Below are 20,737 nucleotides of genomic sequence, written 5' to 3'. Positions count from 1 at the left end.
GCTCACGCAGCACGCCTATGATCTGATCCTCGGTAAATCGGCCTCGCCGCATCGCTCGTCTCCATCTGACGAGCTAACTTACCAATGGCATGATTTCCGGGGAGCACGTCAAGGGCGATCCGTCGAGCGAACAGCATAGTCAGGAGAGCTTGAGAGTGGTGGCGAGGCGCCACAGCGTCAACCAGAAGACGCTCGCCGACTGGAAGAAACGGTTTTCCACGGCTGATCCGCGAACCGGAACTGGACTTGCCGGGCAAGTTACCGTGGACCAATGGCCAGGTCGAGCGGATAAACCAGACCATCAAAGAGGTCACCGTCAACGCTTCTACTATGAAAGTCATGACTAGTGTGAACGTACGTTGCCGACTTCACGGCCGCCTACAACTTCGCTCGTCGCCGCAATACGTTAAGCGAGATCACGCTCTACGAATACATCGCCAAAGTCCGCCTTCAGAGCCAAACTGGTTCATCGGCAACCTGATCCACCAGATGCCGGGCCTGAACATCTCATCTCCCCCGCCGGCGCGGCCATGCCTGCGGACGGGACATCGACCTTGATCTCTACCCGCCTGTTGCGATCGCGTCCTTCTGGGTCGTCGGAGCCGTCGAGCTTGCGGTTAGGCGCGATGGGGCGGGCTTCGCCGAGCGCGATGACCGTGATCCGGTCGGGCGACGTGCCTTTCCCGATCAGATAGTCGCGCACCATGGTCGCACGGCGACGCGATGCGGCCAGGTTCACGGCGTCCGATCCGGCGGAATCGCTGTGCCCCCAGATCGTGATCGGGCCGCCCTGCTGATAGACCGCATTGCCGGTCAGCGCGTCGAGCCGTGCCAGGCTCGCCGCGTCCGGGCGCGTGCCCTTGGCAGGGAACGGGATGGTCAGGGTGACGGGCGCCGCGATTGGCGATGGCGTCGGCGCGGGCTCGATATCGGGACGGATGATCGACTTCGCCTCCGGCTTGGCGCTGTTTTCGATCGGGGTGGCGTTGACGGCCGGGGCGTCCTCGGCGGCGTTGCCCGGCGCAGGGGCCTGCGGCTGGCAGGCGGCCAGCGCCAGTCCCGCCATGGCGATGGCGATCGGTCGCGCGGCACGGTCGTTCAACCTCGATATCGTCATGCGAGCGCCTCTCCGGTCTGGAACGATAGGCTAGCCTCGCGATCGGCGTGACGCGAGGGGCCGTAGGATACGACGATATCGCCATTCTGCGGCGTCGGTCGCGCGGCATGGGAGAAAAAGCGGATGCGGCCGTCCTTGCGCAGGACGAGCAGCATGTCCGCTTCGTCGGGCAGCGTCGACCGGGCATCTTCGAAATTGAACTGCTCGCTGATCCGTGTCTTGCGGAAGGTCCAGCCGGCCGCCTCGCGCTGCAGGATGTCCTCGACGCCATGGCCTGCCGTAAACATGGCGCGCCCGCGCAGGGCCTCGGGCAGGCTGCGATGGTCTTCATCGTCGCCGCTGCCCCCCAATTGATACACCGAATCGCGACCGATATCGTGCGCGAACTCGCTGCAGACGAGCGCGTTATAGGCCTCATTGTCCGTCGTCGCGGCCAGCACCTGGAACCTGGTGAGGTCGAGCCGTTCCTCGGTCGTCTCGGCGAGGATCTCGCCGTGGTAGGCGTCGATCCCGGCCTGCCGCACCGCGGACAGCCGCTGCCAGCTGGAATCGGCGATCATCACCGGCAATCCCAGCGACTGGATCTGACGCGCGAGCGAAATGCTCCAGGGCGTGCTGCCGACGATCAGCAGCCCCTTCTGCGTCGCCCCGGTCACCTTGAGCCAGCGCGCCACGAACCGGATGCTGAAGCCATGGGCGATGATCGTCGCCACCACCACGGCGAAGGACAGGGTGACGAGGATGTTGCCGTTGCCATAGCCGAGCTGGTCGAGCCGGAGCGCGAACAGGCCCGAGACGGCGACCGCCACGACGCCGCGCGGCGCGATCCACGCGACCAGCAGCCGCTCGTTCCATGGGATCTTGCTGAACGCCAGGGCGATCAGCACGGTCGCCGGGCGGACCAGGAAAAGCAGCGCGAACAGGAAGGCGGCGAACCGCCACTCGAACAACCGCAACACGTCGAAATCGAGCGACGCGGACAGGAGGACGAAGACGCCGGAGATCAGCAGGACGGTGATGTTCTCCTTGAAGGGATGGATGTCGCGTAGCGAGTCCAGTCGCATATTGGCCACGGCGACGCCCATCACCGTCACGGCGAGCAACCCGGTTTCCTGCTGGACGAGGTTGGAGAGGACGAAGGTGCTGATGACCGCGACCAGCAGCACCGGCGCCTTGAGATATTCGGGAACATGACCGCGCGGGAAGGCCCAGGCGATCGCCCGCGCCATCGCATAGCCGATCAGCCCGGAGACGACGGCCGCACCGAGCAGCGCCGCGACGACCGAGAGCAGCGTGCCGCCCTCGTCGACGCGGCGGAGATATTCATAGGTGATCACCGCACAGAGCGCCCCGAAGGGATCGTTGACGATCGCTTCCCACTTCAGGATCGCGCGCGGGCGCGCGGCGATATTGCTCTGCCGGAGCAACGGGATGACGACGGTCGGTCCGGTCACCACCAGAATGCCGGCGAACAGGATCGCAACCGGCCAGACGAGGCCGGCGATATAATAGCAGGCAAAGGCGCCCAGCACCCAGCCGAGCGGAATGCCGATCATCATCAGTCGCGTTACGGCGCCTTCGGTCTTGCGCAGCTCGCGGAAGTTCAGGCTCAACCCACCCTCGAACAGGATGAGCGCCACCGCGACCGAGATCATCGGTTCGAGCAGCTCGCCGAAGATCTGGTCGGGGACGATCAGCCTGGTCATCGGCCCGGCGATGACGCCCGCCGCCAGCATCAGCGCGATCGCCGGCCATCCGGTCCGCCACGCGATCCACTGCGCACCGATCCCCAGGATACCGATCAGGGCAAACACGAGGGCTTGGTTTTCCATAGGGCGGCTTAACCTCCGAATGCATCGATGGGTACCCGGGAGCTGGGCGCGGCGGGACGTGACCTCCTGTCTCCACTAAGCCCAAACGGGAGCGGCGGGATGCCGGCCACCGGCGAAATGCGGTCAATTGCGTCAGCATCGCGTCGGTTGCCGGTGGCATGGCGCCGTCGGCCGGGGATCGATAGCGGCTCTCCGGGCGAAGCCGTGAACGCCGCGTGCCGACGTGCGTTGAAGGCGCTCGGGAAGGGGCATCGCTCCTCGCAACAACAGGACAGGATATGGCCAAGCCCTTCACGATCGCGGTGCCCGATGAGCGCCTCGCCGCGATCGGCGCCAAGGTCGCATCGTTCGACTGGGGCGCGCTGCCGGACGCCGGAGGCTGGCAGTCCGGTGTGGGTCTCGCCGATCTCAAGCGGCTCGTCGACTATTGGCGGACGCGGTTCGACTGGCGGTCGCAGGAACGACGGCTCAACGCCCTGCCCCAGTTCACCACCGAAATCTTCGGCCAGCAGCTTCACTTCATCCATGCACGCGGCGACGGTTCGCGACCGCCGCTCCTCCTGCTGCACGGCTGGCCGGGGTCGTTCATCGAATTCGAGGCGCTGATCGCGCCCCTGGTTGCGGACGGCCATGACGTCGTCGTGCCCTCGCTTCCCGGCTATGCGTTTTCGGGGCGGCCCGCGGCGCCGATCGGGCCGCGTCGGACCGGCCAGATGATGCACGGCCTGATGGTCGAGCTATTCGGGGACGCACGGTATCTGGTGCAGGGCGGCGACTGGGGTGCCGCGATCGGAAGCTGGATGGCGCACGATCATCCCGAGGCCGTCGCCGCGCTGCACCTCAACATGGTCCTCATCCAGGCGACGGACGCGGTGCCGAAGACGCGCGACGAGCTCGCCTGGGCGGCGCGCCGCGCGGAGCTCGCCAAGGAGGAAACCGGCTATGCGCAGGAACAGGGCACCCGTCCGCAGACGCTTGGCGTCGCCATGGCGGACAGTCCGGTCGGCGTCGCCGCCTGGATCCTGGAGAAGTTCGGTGCCTGGGCCGACGTGCCACGCGACGGCGACGGGCGGCCCGATCTATGGCATGCCTTCGACGAGGACCTGCTTCTCACCAACATCATGCTGTACCTCGTCGAGGGGTCGTTCATCACCTCGACCTGGATGTATCGGGGCCGCGTGCTCGAGAAGTCCGGGCAGTTCCCGGCCGGCACCCGCATCACCGTGCCCACCGGCGTCGCCGCCTTCCCCGATCCCGTCTTCCCGCCGCCCCCGCGCTCGCAAGCCCGCAAGACCTACAAGATCGTCCATTGGACCGAGATGGCGGCGGGCGGCCATTTCGCCGCACTCGAACAGCCCGCGCTCCTCCTCGCCGACATGCGGCAGTTCTTCGCGGATCAATCATCGTCGAAGGGTGGACGTCGGCGGGCTGCCGGCTTCGCCGGTCTTGCCATCCTCGGCCTCGTGACCGCAGCGCTCTGCACGCATGCTGCCAATGCGCGGGCCCTGCGCAATCGGTAACGCGGCAAAGCCCGAGCCGTCGCTGACGCCTAGCCGATTGCCGCGGGCCGCGAAAGCCGGGCGATGCCGTGGCCAACAAATCCTCTCTCCGTTATCCCGATTGCGGCGATAGGAATAACCCGTAACCGCTGGTAGCGGCAGGGAAGACGGGCGACATGCCCGCGACGGGGGCGCATCATGACAACATTTCAGCCGACGGCATCGCATCTGGCGTGCGTTCTTGCGCTCTGCGGCGGCATCGTCGCCACCCCCGCCTCGGCGCAGTCGACCACCCCGCAGCCGGAGCCCACGCCGCCCAACGCGACGCAGGCCGCGGCGTCCTCGCAGATCGCCGACATCACCGTCACCGCGCGCCGCCGGAGCGAGAGCCTGTCGACGACGCCGGTATCCGCCACCGTCCTGTCGGGCGACGACCTGACCCAGCAGAACGTCCGCAGCTTTCAGGACCTGCGTGGCGCGGTCTCCAACCTCGAACTCGTGCCGTTGCTGTCCGGCGGCACCAGCTTCACGATCCGCGGCATCGGCCAGACCTTCAACCAGGTCAATTCGGACGCCAAGGCCGGCTTCTACGTCGATGAGATGTACGTCAGCCGGCAGGAGGGCAACGACCTCTATTTCTATGACATCGCCTCGCTTCAGGTGCTCAAGGGACCACAGGGCACGCTGTTCGGCAAGAACACGACCGCAGGCGCGGTGCTGCTGACCACGCAGCGTCCGACCGACCGGTTCGAAGGCTATGTGCAGCTGCGCGCCGGCAGCCTGCGGCGCATCGACACCGAGGGCGCGCTCAACGTGCCGCTGACCGACGGCGTCGCCGCCCGCGCCAGCTTCCGCACGCAGAGCGTCCGCGGCTTTATCAGGCACGTCCTCGACGACGGACGCAGCGGCAACGTCAACAACCAGTCGGGCCGGCTGCAAGTGCGCGTCGACCGCGGCGGCCCGCTGTCGATCGACCTACTCGGCGAGTACAACCGCTCGGCGACCGACGGCGGCGCGACCATCCCGCTCGCCTGCCTGCCGGGCGCCGACTATATCCAGAATTACGACGCGCTGCATCGCACGCCCTATTGCACCGCCTATCCGGTGCTCGGGCGCAACGACGCCGTCTACGGCGGCGCCACGCTGCTGGCGCCGACCAGTGCCGCGGTCACCGATCTCGTCCGCGGCGGCGACGCCGATGGCGCGGGACGCTATCGCGGGCTCGGCCCGTTCAACCGCACCACCGCGACGACGCTCAACGGTCGGGTCGGCTACGATCTCGGCGGCGGCGTGGCGCTGCACAGCGTCACCGCCTATCGCCGCTCGCGCGCGCGCTTCTATACGCCGGTCAACAACGCGCCCGACGACATCTACGCCGAATATGACGACACGCGCACCAGCCAGTTCACCCAGGAGCTGACGATCGGCGGCAGTGTCGCCGACGACCGCCTCACCTTCCTCGCCGGTGTCTTCTACTTCCAGCAGAAGACGCGCTTCCTGCAGGATACCGGGCCCGACTGGATCGACCCGCTCGGCTATGTCTACGACGCGACGCTCGACTATCGCAGCTATGCCGGCTTCGCGCAGGCGTCGTACAAGGTCACGCCCCGGCTCGAACTGACGCTCGGCGCGCGCTACACCTACGACCGCAAGCGCGGGTCGAGCTACGTCTTCTTCGCCGGACGCGCCAATACCTTCCTCCTCAATGGCGTACCTACCCCCTGCGGCTATTTCACCGGCGACTTCCTCGGCGGCCTCGCCAATTGCGCCGGCGCGCCGTTCACCGCCCGCGGCAGGGATCATTGGGACGGCTTCGATCCGAAGCTTCAGCTGTCCTACCGCTGGTCGGACGCGGTGTTCACCTATCTCACCGCCGCGCACGGCTATAATGCCGGCGGCTTCAACCAGCAGCTCGGGGGCCCGTCGAGCGACGGCCGCTTCCCCTCCTCCTACGATCCCGAAAAGCTCTGGTCCTATGAGGCCGGCATCAAGCTCGACCTGCTCGACCGGCGCGCGGTCATCAACCTGTCCGCCTTCTACCAGACGTACACCGACATCCAGGCGGGCGTGAACGTGCTGATCGGCACCGTCTCGACCCGGCAGGTGCAGAGCGCCGCCTCGGCACACGAGGCGGGCATGGAGGCGGAGGTCGTGCTGCGGCCGCTGCGCGACCTCACGCTGCGCGGCAACGCCGCGTATCTGACGCAGGGCTATGACAGCATCCGCCCCAATGCCGTCTCGCTGACCCGCGACACGCCGGTGAATTCCGCGCCGAAATACACCTTTAGCGCAGCCATCGCCTATGACCTCCACCTGTCCGACGGTGGCACGGTGACGCCGAGCGTCGACGTGCGCGGCGTCGGCGCCAAGCCGGCCTGCCAGTCGGGCGCGGATTACGTCTGCCGGCTGCCCGCTTATGCACTGGTAGGCTTCCGGCTTGACTATGCGCCGCGCGCCGACGGGCCGTGGCGGATCGGCCTGTGGGGCACCAACCTGTTCGACCGGGTGACGCAGCAGGCGCGCACCGGCTTCTTCGGCGGCTTCGGCATCGATCGCTTCACGCCGGGTCGTCCGCGCGAACTGGGAGTGGAAACCTCGCTGCGCTTCTAGGCGCGGGCGATCCAATCGCTCGCCCGGGCGTTGGGTCCGGCATGAAGACGATCACCTTCCCCGACGGCACCGCCGTTCCCGCTCTCGGCCAGGGCAGCTGGATGATGGCCGAAGACCCCGCACGGCGCGCCGACGAGATCGCCGCGCTGCGCGCCGGTCTCGATCTCGGCCTGACGCTCATCGACACTGCCGAAATGTACGCCGACGGCGAATCCGAACGGCTGGTCGGCGAGGCGATCGCCGGCCGCCGCGACGCGGTCTTCCTGGTCAGCAAGGCCTATCCGCAGAACGCCTCCCGCGACCGACTGCCCAAAGCGTGCGAAGCAAGCCTTGAGCGGCTCGGCACCGATCGGCTCGACCTCTATCTGCTGCACTGGCGCGGCGGCGTACCGTTTGCCGAGACGATCGAGGCGATGGAGCGGCTGGTCGCGGCGGGCAAGATCCTGCGCTGGGGCGTCAGCAACCTCGACACCGATGACATGGCGGAGCTGATCGACGCCGGCGGCGCGGCCTGCGCCACCGACCAGATCCTCTACAACCTCACCCGCCGCGGCCCCGAACACGATCTGCTGCCCTGGCTGGACGCCCACGCGATCCCGGTGATGGCCTACAGCCCGGTCGAACAGGGTCGCCTCGTCACCCACCCTGCCCTGCGCGCCTTGGCCGCGGAGCAAGGCGCAACGCCCGCGCAGCTCGCGCTGGCGTGGCTGCTGGCGCGCGACGCCGTCATCGCCATCCCCAAGGCGGGCAGCGCGGCGCACGTCCGCGACAATCGCGCCGCTGCCGACCTGACCCTCGATGCCGCCACCCTCGCGCGCCTCGACCAGCTCTTCCCCCGCCCGACGCGCCCGGTGCCGCTCGAAATGCTGTAGCCGCCGGGGCTCAGTCGCGCGCCGTCAGCCAGAGCAGGCCATAGCCCGGGATCGTCTCCCCCGCCGCGGCGCCGGTGAGCATGTCGACCATCGCCGCGCGTTCGCCGATCGGCCGCGCCGTCGCGGCGAAATTGGCGACGACCACCACCGTGCCGCGGTCGAGGACCAGCACGCCGTCGTCGGTGACCTCGGCGCGTACCGGCACCGCGGCGGCGAAGGCCGCGCAGCCGGCCCGCGCGCCGATCAGCCGGCGGGTGATCTGGAGGAACGGCGCACCCGGCCCGGCACCGTTCGCCGCCGCCTCCGCCCGCGTCCAGTCCATTGCCGGCCGGTGCAGCCAGCGCGCGTCGAGCGCGCTCGCCCCTTCCTCGTCGTTGGGCAGGCCGATCTCGTCGCCCATGTAGAGCATCGGCATGCCCGGCAGCGCGAGCAGCACGCCCAGCATCAGCCGGTAGCGGGCGAGCGCATCCTCCCCCTCGCCGCCGAGCAGCGACGCAAGCATGCCCACGGTCGCGACCGGTGCATCGGCGCGCGCCTGGAACGAACGCCCCTGCGCATAGCTGCCCTCGCCGGCGAAGAAGGCCGAACACTGGCGCAGCACCGCGTCGGGCACGATGCCGCGCAGCGAGGTCCAGATGATATCGTCGTGGCAGCGCAGATAGGTCAGCCATGCGGTGTCCGGCCGACCCAGCCGCGTCTGGTCCAATACCGTGACCAGCGCGGCGGCATTGCCGGTCGCCAGCGCCGTCCACAGCGCCGCCATCGCGCCGTTGTGATAGGCGATCTGGCAGGCGCGGCTGCCGTCCTCCGGCTCCAGATAGGGCAACACCTCGCGCGTCTGCTCGATCGCCTCGGCGAGCAGCGCGACACCCGGCGCCACCGCGTCGAGCCCGGCGCGCAGCGCCGCGACGATGCGATGTGTCTCGGGCAGGTTGCGCGACGCGGTGCCCTGGCGCTTCCAGAGATAGGGCGCGCTGTCGAGCCGGAACACGTCGACGCCGACGTTCGCCCAGAACAGCAGCACGTCGAGCATCTCGCGGAACACCGCGGGGTTCGACCAGTCGAGATCCCATTGGAACGGATAGAAGGTCGTCCACACCCAGCCGCCGAGCGCCGGCTCGTGGGTGAAATTGCCCGGCGCGGTGTCGGGGAAGACCTGATCGAGCCCCGCCTCCCATGCGGCGACCTCTTCGGCGCTGGCGACGATGCGGAAATAGTCGCGCTTGTCGGCATCGCCGGCCAGCGCCGCCTGCGCCCAAGCGTGGTCGCGCGCGCAATGGTTGAGCACGCAGTCCATCGCCAGCGCCATGCCGCGCTCGTGCAGGTCGCGGGCGATCGCGCGCACGTCGTCGACCGTGCCGAGCCTGGGATCGACCGCGCGATAATCGGCGACCGCAAAGCCGCCATCGCTGTCGCCCGATTGCGGCAGCGTCATCGGCAGCGGGTGGAGCAGGCGCACGCCGAGCCGGTTGAGCCAGCCGAGCCGCAATTGCAGCCCCGCCAGGTTGCGCGCGAAGCGATCGACGTAGAAGCTGTAGCCGACCATGTCCGCCGCGCCGAACCAGCGCGGATCGGCAGCGCGATCCTGATCGAGCGTGCGCAGGTCGTAGGCGCGCGCCTCGGCCGCCTCGTCGAGCACCGCGCACAGCCGGATTCGCTCCTCCGCCCAGCGCGGATGGTCGCGATACAGCGGCTCGGCCAGCGCGATCAGCGCCGCCGCCCGCTCGTCCCGCCCGCTGGCCGATGCCGGAGCAATTTGCTCGCCACATCCGCAAGTCGCTGATCTCTCGTGCATCACCCGTCACTCCGCGCGGCCCCATCGCCGCCGCCCCGCCCCCGTGGCGCGCGCCGCCTTTCACAATCGATTGCGGACGTCAAGCCGTCGGCATATGACGGTGCTTTCCGGGGGAGGCGACGGCGATGCGCGACATGGTGAGCGGCATGACGGGCAAGCGGCTCGGCTTCTGGCACATCGTCCAGATGAACCTCGGCTTTTTCGGATTGCAGTTCAGCTTCGGACTGCAGCAGGCGAATATGGGGCCGATCTACGGCTATCTCGGTGCCGATGCGGCGACGCTGCCGCTGCTATGGCTCGCCGGGCCGGTGACCGGGCTGATCGTCCAGCCGATCGTCGGCGCACTGTCCGATCGCACGGTCACCCGCTGGGGCCGACGCACCCCCTATTTCCTGATCGGGGCGGTGCTCTGTTCGCTCGGCCTGCTGGCGATGCCGTACAGCCGCGCGCTGTGGATGGCGGCGAGCCTGCTGTGGATTCTCGATGCCGCCAACAACGTCACGATGGAGCCCTATCGCGCCTATGTCGGCGACCGGCTCGACGAGCGCCAGCGGCCGCTCGGCTTCCTGATGCAGAGCGCCTTCACCGGGCTGGCGCAGACGCTCGCCTATCTGTCGCCGTCGCTGCTCGTCGCACTCGGCATGAGCCGCGATGCGGTTGACGCCAACGGCATTCCCGACATCACCCGCATCGCCTTCCTGATCGGTGCGGCGCTGTCGCTCGGCACGATCCTGTGGTCGGTCTGGCGGGTGCCCGAGCTGCCGCTCGACGCCGCGACGGTGGCGGCGATGCGTCGCCGGCCGCTGTCCGCCGTCACCGCGCTCACCGATATCGCCATCGCGATCCGCGAGATGCCGCTGGCGATGCGGCGGCTCGCGATCGCGATGTTCTGCCAATGGTATGCGATGTTCGCCTACTGGCAGTTCATCGCGCACAGCCTCGCCGCCTCGCTCTACCACACCGGCGATCCCGCGAGTGCCGGCTTCCGTCAGGCGGCGCTCGACGTCGGTCTGCTCGGCGGCTTCTATAATTTCGTCGCCTTTGCCGCCGCCTTTGCGCTGGTGCCGTTCACCCGCCGGCTCGGGCCGCAGCGCGTCCATGCCGCCTGCGTCGCATGCGCCGGCGTGGCGATGCTCGCCATCCCGTTCTGCGCCGACCGCTGGCTCATGCTGCTGCCGATGCTCGGCATCGGCGTCGGCTGGGCGAGCCTGATGGGCAATCCCTATGTCATGCTCACCGACAGCATCCCGGCGGACCGCAACGGCGTTTATATGGGCATCTTCAACATGTTCATCGTGATTCCAATGATGATCGAGAGCGTCACCGTACCGCTGCTCTACCGCTCGGTGCTCGGCGGCGATCCGCGCCACGTGATCCTGCTCGCCGGCCTGCTGATGCTCGCCGCGGCGGCCGCGACGTTAGCCGTGCGTGGCGAGCGCCGCGCCGCCGCCTGAGACCGACGATCCGCGCACGATCAGCTCGGCTGGCAGCAGCGCCGACGCCGCGGCGCGGCCCGCCAGCCGCTCGAACAGCGCCGCAACGAGCAGGCGCGCACCCTCCGCGACATCCTGGCGGATCGTCGTGAGGCCCGGCGTGGTGTGCGCGGCGAGCGTCACGTCGTCATAGCCGACGATCGCCACCTCCTCCGGCACCGCGACGCCCGCCGCGACCAGCGCGCGCATCGCGCCGATCGCCGCCACGTCCGACGCCGCGAACAGCGCATCGGCGCGGCCGCCGTCGCTCCACCAGCCGCGCACCGCCGCATCCGCCTCGTCGAAGGTCGCCGCGGTGCGCACCACCGTCACCGCCCCCCCCGCCGCGGTCGCGACCTCGCGGAAGCCGTCCAGCCGCTGGCCGAACTCGGGCAGGTCGGGATCGCCGACGAAGGCGAACCGCCGCCGCCCCAAGTCCAGCAGATGGCGCGCCGCGACCCGCCCGCCTGCCGCATTGTCCGATCCGACCGTCGGATAGCCGGCCTCGGGCAGCGCCGCGCCCCACACCACCAGCGGCGGATAGCGCCGCGCGACCCGTGCGATGGTGTCGGCCTGATCCGATTGGCCGATCAGGATCAGCCCGTCGATCTTGCCCGAATCGACCAGCCGGTCGAGCCAGTCCTCGGCATCCGGCAGCACGCGGCTGAGCACGATGTCATAGCCCTGCATCACCAGCGCGTCGGCGACATGGCCGACCAGGCTCAGGAAGAAGGGATCGGTAAGATGCTGCCCCACCGCATGGCCGAGCGGCCAGGCGATGCCGATCGCGTTGGTCCGCTGCAACCGCAGGTTCCGCGCCATCTCATTGGGGCGATAGCCATGTTCATCGGCGAGTTCGCGCACCCGCTCGCGCGTGCCGTCGGCGACCGACCAATGGCCCGACAGGGCGCGCGAGATGGTGGAGATCGACAGGCCGCTGAGACGGGCGAGATCGGAAAGGCTCTTGGCACGCATGGCGCCGACTAACCCCGTGCGCCGCGCCGAAAGTCAAGCCGCAGACGCGGGATCGGCCGCAGATCGCGCGCGTGCGACACCACCGCCCGCGCGGCGTGCATCCGCGGCAACGCGCACTCCGCCCCGCCGCGCGTCACGCTTCCGGTGCCCGCGTGTGCGTTCCGTCGAACCGCAGCGTCGCGCACAGCCCCCGCCCGTCGTCGCCCGCGCCGATCTGCAGCCGCCCGCCGTGCGCCGCCGCGACGCGCTGGACGATCGAGAGACCAAGGCCAAAGCCCTCCGTCCGCGTCGTGCCCGCACGCCAGAAGCGCGTCGCCATCCGTTCGAGATGCTCGGGCGCGATCGGCGGACCGTCGTCGACGACGCTCAGCGCCGCGCCCGGTCCGACCCGGACGGTGATCCGCGTCCCTGCCGGGGTATGGCGGGCGGCATTGTCGACCAGGTTCTCCAGCGCGAGACCGATCGCGCCGGCATAGCCCGGCAGCGGCGGCGCGCCGCGATCCTCCAGCGCGATGCGCCGCCCGCCCGCGAGGATCGCCGGTGCGCGCCCGCCGACCACCTCGGCGGCCACCGCCGCAAGGTCGATCCGTGCGCCCGCCTCCTCGATCGGCCGCTCCAGCTCGGCAAGGACGAGCAATTGCGCGATCACCCGCGCCGCGCGATCGACCTCGGCGAGCAGCTTGCCGCGCGCGGCGGGATCGGGAATCGCATCGGCGCGCAGCCGGATCGTCGCCAGCGGCGTACGCAATTCATGCGCGACATCGGCGGCAAACGCGGTCTGCGCCGCAAAAGCCTGTTCGAGCCGGTCGAGCGCGGCATTGGTCGCCGCGGCGAGCGGCTCGACCTCCTGCGGCAGCGTGCCGTGCGGCAGCCGCCGGTCCAGCGTCTTCGGCCCGATCGCCGCGGCGATCTCCGACGCCTCGGTCATCCGCCGGGTCAGCCGCCGGGTCAGCCCGACCCCGATCAGCGGCAGCAGCACGACCAGCGGCAGCAGCAGCAGCGTGAACCGCGCCAGGAAGGAATCGACGATATCGTCCGCCACCACCTCGGGCGCGGCATCATCCTGCGCCACCACCACCCAGCGGTGGCGGTCGGCGGGGCGGCTCACCGCGGCCAGCGCGCCGCGCCTAACGATCCGCAGCCGGCCGTCGAGCGGCACCGCGGCGATGATCGCCGGCCGCGGCGGCCCGCGCTGCGCGAGCACCCGGCGCTGCGCGTCGACGATGCTGAGCGTCAGGCCGCCGGCGAGGATGTCGACCGTCTCGATCGCCCCGACCGGATCGTGATCGCGCAATTGCGCGGTAACGTCCTGGACCTGCTGGCGCAGCACCTCGCGCTGATAGTGATGCGCGACGCGGTGGAGCATCATCGCGCCGAGCGGCAGCATCGCCGCAGCGATCAGCGCGGTGACGCCGTGGAGCAGCGCGAACTGCCCGGCGAGCGACCGCGGCGGCCGCAGCCTCACGCCGCCGCGCGCAGCAGATAGCCGACGCCGCGCACCGTCTCGATCCGCGCGCCGGTCCCCGCCTCGTCGAGCCGCTTGCGCAGCCGGTGGACATAGACCTCGACCGCGTTCGAGCCGAGGTCGCCGCCGGCGCCGAACAGATGATCCTCGACCAGCCGCTTGGGCACGACGTTGCCGCCCCGGCGCAGCAGCAGTTCGAGCAATTCGGTCTCGCGCGCCGATAGCGCGATCAGCGTCTCGCCGACCCGCGCCACCCGCGTCTCGACATCGAAGACCAGCCGCGCGCAGCTCAGCGACACGCCGAGATAGCCGCCCTGCCGGCGCAGCACCGCCAGGATGCGCGCGTGCAGCTCGTCGGGATCGAACGGCTTGACGATATAATCGTCGGCGCCGCCGTGCAGCCCGCGGATGCGCGCGTCGACGCTGCCGCGCGCGGTCAGCGCCAGCACCGGGCGCACGTTGCCGCCCGCGCGCAGCCTGCGCAGCAGCGCCAGCCCGTCACCGTCGGGCAGGCCGAGGTCGAGCAGCACCGCGGCATGATCGATCGCGGCAAGATAGGCCTCGGCCTCCTCGATGCTGGCGGCGTGGTCCACCGTCATCCCGCGCTGGCGCAGCGCGCCGGTCAGCGCGTCGGCCAGCGCCGCATCGTCCTCGATCAGCAAAATCCGCAAACATCCTCCCGCACCGCAACATCCGTCAGCGCCCTGTAAGCCAGCCCCCCTATCGGCTCCAAGCTTCATCGCATGCGCAGGTACATGATGCACGCCACCGAACACCCGGAACCGCTCGCCCCCGCCACCACGCTGTCCCGATCGGCGCAATGGCGCTGGCTGGCCATCGTCGCGGTGGTGCTGGCCGGCGTGGTGCTGCTCGTCATGCTGATCGGCCGGCTGACCCATCATGAGGAGACGCCGCCGCCGCCCCCGCCGCCCGGCACCTTTCGTCCCAGCAAGGAGCAGATGGCGACGCTCAGCACGATGCGGGTCGGCATGGGCGCGGCGGACGCGCGGACGCTGGCAAGCGGGGCGATCACGGTAGACGGCGACCACAGCACGCCGGTGCTGATGCCCTATACCGGGCAGGTCGTGCGCGTGCTGGTCGACGCCGGCCAGCGGGTGACGCAGGGCCAGCCGCTGCTGCTGGTGCGCACCAGCGACTTCGTCGACGCGCGCAATGCCCTCTTCGCCGCGCACGCCGCCTATCAGAACGCCCAGGCGCAGCTCGCCACCGCGACGCGCACCGCCGAGCGCCAGAAGCTGATCTACGAGACCGCCGGCGGCGCGCAGAAGGATTACCAGCAGGCGCAGACCGACCTCGCCGCGGCGCAGGCGACCGCGCGCACCGCCGCCGCCGCGCTCGGTGCCGCGCGCGACAAGCTCGCCGTGCTCGGCAAATCCGCCGGCGAGATCCGCCGGCTGGAGGGGGCGGGCGAGGTGTCCGGCATCCACGACGTCACCACGCTGCACGCGCCGATCAGCGGCCTCGTCGCCGCGCGTGACGTCTCCCCCGGCCAATATGTCAGCCAGGGAGGCGACAAGCCGGTGATGACGATCACCGACCCCTCGCGCGTCTGGCTCGTCGCGCAGGTCGCGGAAAGCGATGCCGAGGCGATCCATGTCGGCGATTCCGCCACGGTGACCACCCCCGCGCTGCCCGGCCGCCGCTTTCAGGCGCGCATCGACCTCGTCGGCGCGGCGCTCGATCCGCAGACGCATCGCCTGCCGGTGCGCGCCGCGATCGCCAATCCCGACGGCGCGCTCAAGCCGCAGATGTTCGCCAGCTTCCAGATCCACCGCGCGCAGACCGGCAACGCGATCCGCGTCCCCGCCGCCGCGGTGATCCACGAGGGCGACCAGGCGCGCGTCTGGGTCGTCCGCCCCGACGGCCTGCTCGTCGCGCGCGACGTCGTCGCCGGTGACGCACAGGACGGACAAATCGTCATCAACAAGGGGCTCACCCCCGGCGAGCGGATCGTCACCGCCGGCGCGCTGTTCGTCAACGAGGCGGGGATCGGCGAATGAACCGCATCGTCGCCTTCGCCCTGCGCCAGCGCCTGCTCATCGTCGGCGTCTTCGTCGCGATGCTCGCCGCCGGCGTGATCGGCTTCGCCAACCTCAATATCGAAGCCTATCCCGATCCCGTCCCGCCGATGGTGGAGGTCATCACCCAGACGCAGGGCCTGTCCGCCGAGGAGATGGAGCGCAACGTCACCATCCCGATCGAGGTCGGCATGGCGGGCATCCCGCACCTCACCGCGATCCGCGCGATCAGCCTGTTCGGCCTGTCCGACATCAAGATCCAGTTCAGCTACGACCTGACCAACGATCAGGCCCGGCAACAGGTGATCAACCGCCTGTCGCAGCTGCCGCCGCTCACCGGCGGCGCGCAGCCGACGCTGTCGCCGACCAGCCCCGTCGGCGAGATCTACCGCTACAAGATCAGCGCGCCCAAGGGCTATTCGGTCATGGACCTCAAGACGTTGCAGGACTGGGTGCTGCAACGCCGGTTCAAGCGCATTCCCGGCGTGATCGACGTCACCGGCTGGGGCGGCAAGCTGCGCGCCTATGACGTGGTGATCGACAACGACCGGCTCGCCGCGCACAACGTCACCGTCAGCCAGGTGCTCGCCGCGATCGCGAAGAGCGACGGCAACGTCGGCGGCCAGACGATCAACTTCGGATCGCAAGCCGCGATCGTCCGCGGGGTCGGCCTGATCCAGACCCCCTCGGGCATCGAGAACGTGCTCGTCGGCGGCAGCGGCGGCCAGCCGGTGCTGGTCAAGGACGTCGCCACGGTGAAGGTCGGCAACAGCCCGCGGCTCGGCATCGCCGGCTACAACGACCAGGACGATATCGTGCAGGGCATCGTGCTGATGCAGCGCGGCGCCCAGTCGATGCCGACGATCCAGGCGGTGCAGAAGGAGGTCGCCAACATCAACGATTCGGGCGTGCTGCCGCCCGGCGTCCATCTCGACCGCATCTACGACCGGTCGGACCTCATCCGCCTCACCATCCATACCGTGCTCGAGAACATGGTGGTTGGCATCCTGCTGATCTTCGCGCTGCAATGGCTATTCCTCGGCAACCTGCGCAGTGCGATCATCGTCGCCGCCACCATCCCCTTCGCGCTCGCCTTCGCGATCCTGATCCTCGTGCTGCAGGGGGAGAGCGCCAATCTGCTCTCGGTCGGCGCGCTCGACTTCGGGCTCGTCGTCGACGCCTGCGTCATCATGGTCGAGAATATCTTCCGCCACATGGTCGAACGCTCCGCGCATGTCGAAAGCGGCCGTGGCCATTACACGCTCGCCAACCGCTTCTCGGCGGTGCTCGGCGCGAGCAGCGAGGTCAGCCGCGGCATCTTCTTCGCCGCCGCGATCATCATCGCCAGCTTCCTGCCGCTGTTCACGCTGACCGGCGTCGAGGGGCATATCTTCGGCCCGATGGCCAAGACCTATGCCTATGCGATCAGTGGCGGCCTGCTCGCGACCTTCACCGTCGCGCCGGTGCTCGCGACGCTGCTGCTGCCTGACAAATTGTCTGAGGTGGAGACGTGGATCGTCGGCAAGCTGCGCCGCGCCTATGAACCCGCCGCCGCCTTCGCGCTCAACAACCGCGTCCTCGCGATGGGCGGCGCCGCGCTGATGCTGCTGATCGCGGTGTTCGGCGTGCGCACGCTCGGCATCGAGTTCCTGCCGCATCTCGAAGAGGGCAATATGTACATCCGCGCCACCCTGCCCGGCTCGATCAGCCTGGAGGCGGGCGACCCGACGGTGAACGGCATCCGCCGCATCATCGCCAGCTATCCCGAGGCGACCGCGGTGCTCTCCGCCCACGGCCGCCCCGACGACGGCACCGACGCCACCGGCTTCTTCAACGCCGAATTCTTCGTGCCGCTCAAGCCCGCCGACGAATGGCCGCGCGGCGTCACCAAGGAGACGCTGATCGCCGAACTGTCGAAGAAGCTGACCGCCAAATATCCTGGCGTCGATTTCTCCTTCTCGCAGATCATCGAGGATAACGTCGAGGAAGCCGCCTCGGGCGTGAAGGGCGCCAATTCGATCAAGCTGTTCGGCCCCGATCTCGCGACGCTCGAAAAATACGCCAACCAGATCAAGGACCAGATGAGCCAGGTGCGCGGCATCGAGGATCTCGGCGTGTTCCAGTCGCTCGGCCAGCCGACGGTGCGCGTCGACGTCGATCGCGCCCGCGCCGCCCGTTACGGCCTGACGCCCGACGACATCAACGCGACCGTCGCCGCCGCGGTCGGCGGCAGTTCGTCGGCCGACCTCTACGAGGCCGGCACCGACCGCCACTTCCCGATCATCGTCCGCCTGAAGCCCGAGCAGCGCGATTCGCTGGAGGCGATCCGCCGGATCACCATCGGCGCGCCCGCGCCCGACGGCAGCAACGGCACGATCCAGGTGCCGCTGTCCGAGGTCGCCAACGTCCATCTCACCTCGGGCGCATCGTTCATCTACCGCGAGCATCAGGAGCGCTACATCCCGATCAAATTCTCGGTGCGCGGCCGCGATCTCGGCGGCGCGGTCGACGAAGCGCGCGCGCGGATCACGCAGAAGGTCCATCTGCCCGCCGGCTATCACCTCGAATGGGCGGGCGAGCTCGACAATCTCAACAACGCCATCGCGCGGCTGGAGATCGTCGTGCCGATCAGCCTGCTGCTGATGCTGCTGCTGCTCTACGCCAATTTCGGCTCGATCCGCGACAGCCTGCTCGCCTTCGCGGCGATCCCGATGGCGGTGATCGGCGGCGTGCTGGCGCTGGCGCTGACCGGCACCGCGTTCAGCATCTCGGCGGCGATCGGCTTCGTCGCGCTGTTCGGCATCGCGGTGATGGACGGCATCCTCGTCGTCACCACCTTCAACAATGCGGTGGACGAGGGGCTCGACCGCGCCACCGCGCTCGGCACCACGGTGCGCCACAGCCTGCGCCCGGTGGTGATGACCTGCCTCGTCGCCGCGATCGGGCTGCTGCCCGCGGCGCTGTCAACCGGGATCGGCAGCCAGGTGCAAAAGCCGCTCGCGCTCGTCGTCGTCGGCGGCATGGCGCTGGCGCCGCTGCTGATCCTGCTGGTGATGCCGGTGCTGATCGACCGCTTCTCCAAGCGCGTGCCGCCCGAGGATCGTGGCGCGCATGGCCGCGACGTGGGCCATGCACCGCCGCATGGCGATGCCGCCGGACCGGAGGTGGTGGCATGAGCCGCGCCCTCGTCCTGCTGCTCGCCTGCGCCACCGCTGCCTGCGCCGCGGGGCCGCACGATCTCGACGCGCATGCACCGCTGCCGCCCGCCGCCACCCCGGCGCGCATCGCGCCTGCCGCTGGCAGCGCGCAGACCTTCACCGCCGCGCCGATGCGCGCCGACTGGTGGACCGCCTTCGCCAGCCCGCAACTCGACGCGCTCGTCGCCGAAGCGCTGGCACATAACAACGATATCGCCAGCACCGACGCCGCGCTGCGCCAGGCGCGCGAACTGGCCGGTGCCGCCGCCGGCGCCGCCTTGCCGCAGGTCGACGCCGGCTATCAGGCCGAACGCGCCCGCGTTTCGAACGCATTGTCGCCGCCGGTCGCCGATCAGGACCAGCAACTCTACACGCTGCACACCGCGCAGGTGACCGTCAGTTACGGCCTCGACCTGTTCGGCGGCACCCGCGGGCGGGTGCGCTCGGCGCGGGCGGCGGCGGAGGTCCAGCGCCAGCGGCGCGATGCGGCGCGCACCACCGTCGTCGCCAATCTGGTCCAGGCGGTGATCCAGCGCGCCGCGCTCGCCGACCAGATCGCGGCGGCGCAGACCGCGGTCACCGTCAACCGCGACATCCTCGACAGCCTGCTGCGCCGCCAGCGTCTCGGCGCGATCGGCGCCGCCGACGTCGCCACGCAGCAGACCGCGCTCGCCACCGCCGAGGGCGCGCTGCCGCCGCTGATCCGGCAGGAGGCGCATCAGCGCGTCGTCATCGCCGCGCTGCTCGGCCGCGCCGCCGGCGAGGCGCTGCCGCCCCTGCCGGCGCTGGCCGCGCTGACCTTGCCCGCCGAACTGCCCGCGGTGCTCCCCTCCGATCTCGTCGCGCGGCGGCCGGACGTGCTGGCGGCGCGCGCGCAGCTCGAAGGGGCCGGCGCCGACGTGCGCACCGCGATCGCCGCACGCCTGCCGTCGATCACGCTCAGGGCCAATGCCGGCGGCTCGGCGCAGCGCTTCGGCGATATGTTCAAGGACGGCAATCCGTTCTGGACGCTGCTCGGCGGCATCACCCAGCCGCTCTTCCACGCCGGCGCGCTGCGCCACCAGCAGCATGCGGCGGAGGCGGCGCTCGACGGCGCCAAGGCGGCCTATCGCAGCGCGGTGCTGCAGGCGTTCGGCGATGTCTCCGATGCGCTAACCGGCCTCGCCACCGATGCCAGTGCGCTCGATGCGGCGACGCGGGCGGCGGACGCTTCTGGCCGGGCGCTGACCTATGTCCGCCGCCAGCTCGCGCTCGGCGACGTCGGCACGCTCGCGCTGCTCAACGCCACCGCCGCCGACGCGCAGGCGCGCGCGCAACTGGTGCAGGCGCGCGCCGCCCGGCTCAGCGACAGCGTCGCGCTGTTCCAGGCGAGCGGCGGTCCGGTCAGCGAGGCCCGCTGATCCGGACCGACCGGGGCGGCGGCCGCCACGCCGCCCCAGTTGAGGTGTTCATATCGTCCGACACGCACCGCGTGGCGGCCACGCGCGGGCGCCGGAATCAACAAGGGGGACCGAAGTCCCCCTTGCGTCACGTCCCATCACCGGCGGCCGTCATCATGACGGCTGCCGGCAATAAACGATCTTAGTTGCTGTCGCTGTCGTCGTCGTCGGCGACGATCACGATGCCCGCAACGACGGCAGCCGCCGCGACGAGCGCGATGATCAGGCCGCCACCGGCGAGCTCGCTCTTCTTCGCCGAAGCCGAACCGGCGCGAACCGACTTGGCAACCGACAGGCTCGCCGCCGGGTTGGCAGGAGCAGCAGCGGCCGGAGCAACGGCCAGGGCGGCTGCAGCAGCAGCCATCAGATACTTGGCAACCATAACGGTTTCCCCTCTCACGTGTTGAGCGGCTCCCTTGGCAGCG

At 69.7% G+C, this 20,737-nt stretch carries 14 protein-coding genes; 7 read left to right on the top strand and 7 right to left on the bottom strand.

Features of this window, described 5'->3' with window-relative positions; translation table 11 throughout:
* Positions 1-466 precede the first annotated feature (466 nt).
* Positions 467-1,102, bottom strand: coding sequence for an OmpA family protein (locus tag HD841_RS19930; RefSeq protein WP_257015840.1), 636 nt, complete (start codon positions 1,100-1,102; stop codon positions 467-469).
* Positions 1,103-1,113: 11 nt separating this feature from the next.
* A complete protein-coding gene (locus HD841_RS19925; RefSeq protein WP_179510646.1) occupies positions 1,114-2,949 on the bottom strand; it encodes a cation:proton antiporter in 1,836 nt (611 codons plus the stop codon).
* 278 nt (positions 2,950-3,227) lie between these two features.
* Between HD841_RS19925 and HD841_RS19920 the strand changes: the two genes are divergently transcribed.
* The 3 genes from HD841_RS19920 to HD841_RS19910 all read left to right on the top strand — a co-directional run bounded on the left by HD841_RS19920 (position 3,228) and on the right by HD841_RS19910 (position 7,930).
* On the top strand, positions 3,228-4,469 hold the full coding sequence (locus HD841_RS19920; protein ID WP_179510645.1) for an epoxide hydrolase family protein: 1,242 nt from the start codon (positions 3,228-3,230) through the stop codon (positions 4,467-4,469).
* A gap of 177 nt (positions 4,470-4,646) precedes the next feature.
* Positions 4,647-7,058 (top strand): TonB-dependent receptor, encoded by a 2,412-nt coding sequence (locus HD841_RS19915; protein ID WP_179510644.1) that lies wholly within the window; start codon positions 4,647-4,649, stop codon positions 7,056-7,058.
* Between the two features lie 41 nt (positions 7,059-7,099).
* Positions 7,100-7,930, top strand: coding sequence for an aldo/keto reductase (locus HD841_RS19910; protein WP_179510643.1), 831 nt, complete (start codon positions 7,100-7,102; stop codon positions 7,928-7,930).
* A gap of 10 nt (positions 7,931-7,940) precedes the next feature.
* On the opposite strand, the gene HD841_RS19905 is transcribed toward HD841_RS19910, so the two are convergent.
* Positions 7,941-9,725: an alpha-amylase family glycosyl hydrolase gene (locus HD841_RS19905; protein ID WP_179510642.1), complete on the bottom strand. Its 1,785-nt coding sequence runs from the start codon at positions 9,723-9,725 to the stop codon at positions 7,941-7,943.
* Positions 9,726-9,859: 134 nt separating this feature from the next.
* Between HD841_RS19905 and HD841_RS19900 the strand changes: the two genes are divergently transcribed.
* Positions 9,860-11,179: an MFS transporter gene (locus HD841_RS19900; RefSeq protein ID WP_179510654.1), complete on the top strand. Its 1,320-nt coding sequence runs from the start codon at positions 9,860-9,862 to the stop codon at positions 11,177-11,179.
* Here the strand turns inward: HD841_RS19900 and HD841_RS19895 are convergent.
* The 3 genes from HD841_RS19895 to HD841_RS19885 form a co-directional block, all read right to left on the bottom strand.
* Complete coding sequence (locus HD841_RS19895; RefSeq protein WP_179510641.1) at positions 11,144-12,172, bottom strand: LacI family DNA-binding transcriptional regulator; 1,029 nt, start codon at positions 12,170-12,172, stop codon at positions 11,144-11,146. The genes HD841_RS19900 and HD841_RS19895 overlap by 36 nt on opposite strands.
* A gap of 133 nt (positions 12,173-12,305) precedes the next feature.
* Positions 12,306-13,637: an ATP-binding protein gene (locus HD841_RS19890; RefSeq protein ID WP_373563081.1), complete on the bottom strand. Its 1,332-nt coding sequence runs from the start codon at positions 13,635-13,637 to the stop codon at positions 12,306-12,308.
* Entirely contained in the window at positions 13,634-14,308 is a 675-nt protein-coding gene (locus HD841_RS19885; protein ID WP_179510640.1) for a response regulator, read from the bottom strand. Before HD841_RS19885 ends, HD841_RS19890 begins: the two co-directional genes overlap by 4 nt.
* Before the next feature lie 87 nt (positions 14,309-14,395).
* On the opposite strand from HD841_RS19885, the gene HD841_RS19880 reads away from it, so the two are divergent.
* From HD841_RS19880 to HD841_RS19870, 3 genes are read left to right on the top strand one after another with little or no spacing between them, the layout of a single operon-like run.
* On the top strand, positions 14,396-15,658 hold the full coding sequence (locus tag HD841_RS19880) for an efflux RND transporter periplasmic adaptor subunit (protein WP_179510652.1): 1,263 nt from the start codon (positions 14,396-14,398) through the stop codon (positions 15,656-15,658).
* Positions 15,655-18,852: an efflux RND transporter permease subunit gene (locus HD841_RS19875; RefSeq protein ID WP_179510639.1), complete on the top strand. Its 3,198-nt coding sequence runs from the start codon at positions 15,655-15,657 to the stop codon at positions 18,850-18,852. Before HD841_RS19880 ends, HD841_RS19875 begins: the two co-directional genes overlap by 4 nt.
* Complete coding sequence (locus HD841_RS19870) at positions 18,849-20,273, top strand: efflux transporter outer membrane subunit (protein WP_179510638.1); 1,425 nt, start codon at positions 18,849-18,851, stop codon at positions 20,271-20,273. Before HD841_RS19875 ends, HD841_RS19870 begins: the two co-directional genes overlap by 4 nt.
* A gap of 181 nt (positions 20,274-20,454) precedes the next feature.
* Here the strand turns inward: HD841_RS19870 and HD841_RS19865 are convergent, their stop codons facing one another.
* On the bottom strand, positions 20,455-20,694 hold the full coding sequence (locus tag HD841_RS19865) for a hypothetical protein (RefSeq protein ID WP_179510637.1): 240 nt from the start codon (positions 20,692-20,694) through the stop codon (positions 20,455-20,457).
* Between the last annotated feature and the right edge of the window lie 43 nt (positions 20,695-20,737).

Source organism: Sphingomonas melonis (genome assembly GCF_013409985.1).
GTDB classification, from domain to species: Bacteria; Pseudomonadota; Alphaproteobacteria; order Sphingomonadales; family Sphingomonadaceae; genus Sphingomonas; species Sphingomonas melonis_A.
This window is presented reverse-complemented; position numbering and strand designations above follow the sequence as displayed.

What these genes read in the sequence shown, in the direction of transcription:
- HD841_RS19925 (WP_179510646.1), bottom strand. Translation starts at nt 2,949, where the DNA reads ATGGAAAACCAAGCCCTCGTGTTTGCCCTGATCGGTATCCTGGGGATC.
- HD841_RS19920 (WP_179510645.1), top strand. Translation starts at nt 3,228, where the DNA reads ATGGCCAAGCCCTTCACGATCGCGGTGCCCGATGAGCGCCTCGCCGCG.
- HD841_RS19915 (WP_179510644.1), top strand. Translation starts at nt 4,647, where the DNA reads ATGACAACATTTCAGCCGACGGCATCGCATCTGGCGTGCGTTCTTGCG.
- HD841_RS19910 (WP_179510643.1), top strand. Translation starts at nt 7,100, where the DNA reads ATGAAGACGATCACCTTCCCCGACGGCACCGCCGTTCCCGCTCTCGGC.
- HD841_RS19905 (WP_179510642.1), bottom strand. Translation starts at nt 9,725, where the DNA reads ATGCACGAGAGATCAGCGACTTGCGGATGTGGCGAGCAAATTGCTCCG.
- HD841_RS19900 (WP_179510654.1), top strand. Translation starts at nt 9,860, where the DNA reads ATGGTGAGCGGCATGACGGGCAAGCGGCTCGGCTTCTGGCACATCGTC.
- HD841_RS19895 (WP_179510641.1), bottom strand. Translation starts at nt 12,172, where the DNA reads ATGCGTGCCAAGAGCCTTTCCGATCTCGCCCGTCTCAGCGGCCTGTCG.
- HD841_RS19880 (WP_179510652.1), top strand. Translation starts at nt 14,396, where the DNA reads ATGCACGCCACCGAACACCCGGAACCGCTCGCCCCCGCCACCACGCTG.
- HD841_RS19875 (WP_179510639.1), top strand. Translation starts at nt 15,655, where the DNA reads ATGAACCGCATCGTCGCCTTCGCCCTGCGCCAGCGCCTGCTCATCGTC.
- HD841_RS19870 (WP_179510638.1), top strand. Translation starts at nt 18,849, where the DNA reads ATGAGCCGCGCCCTCGTCCTGCTGCTCGCCTGCGCCACCGCTGCCTGC.
- HD841_RS19865 (WP_179510637.1), bottom strand. Translation starts at nt 20,694, where the DNA reads ATGGTTGCCAAGTATCTGATGGCTGCTGCTGCAGCCGCCCTGGCCGTT.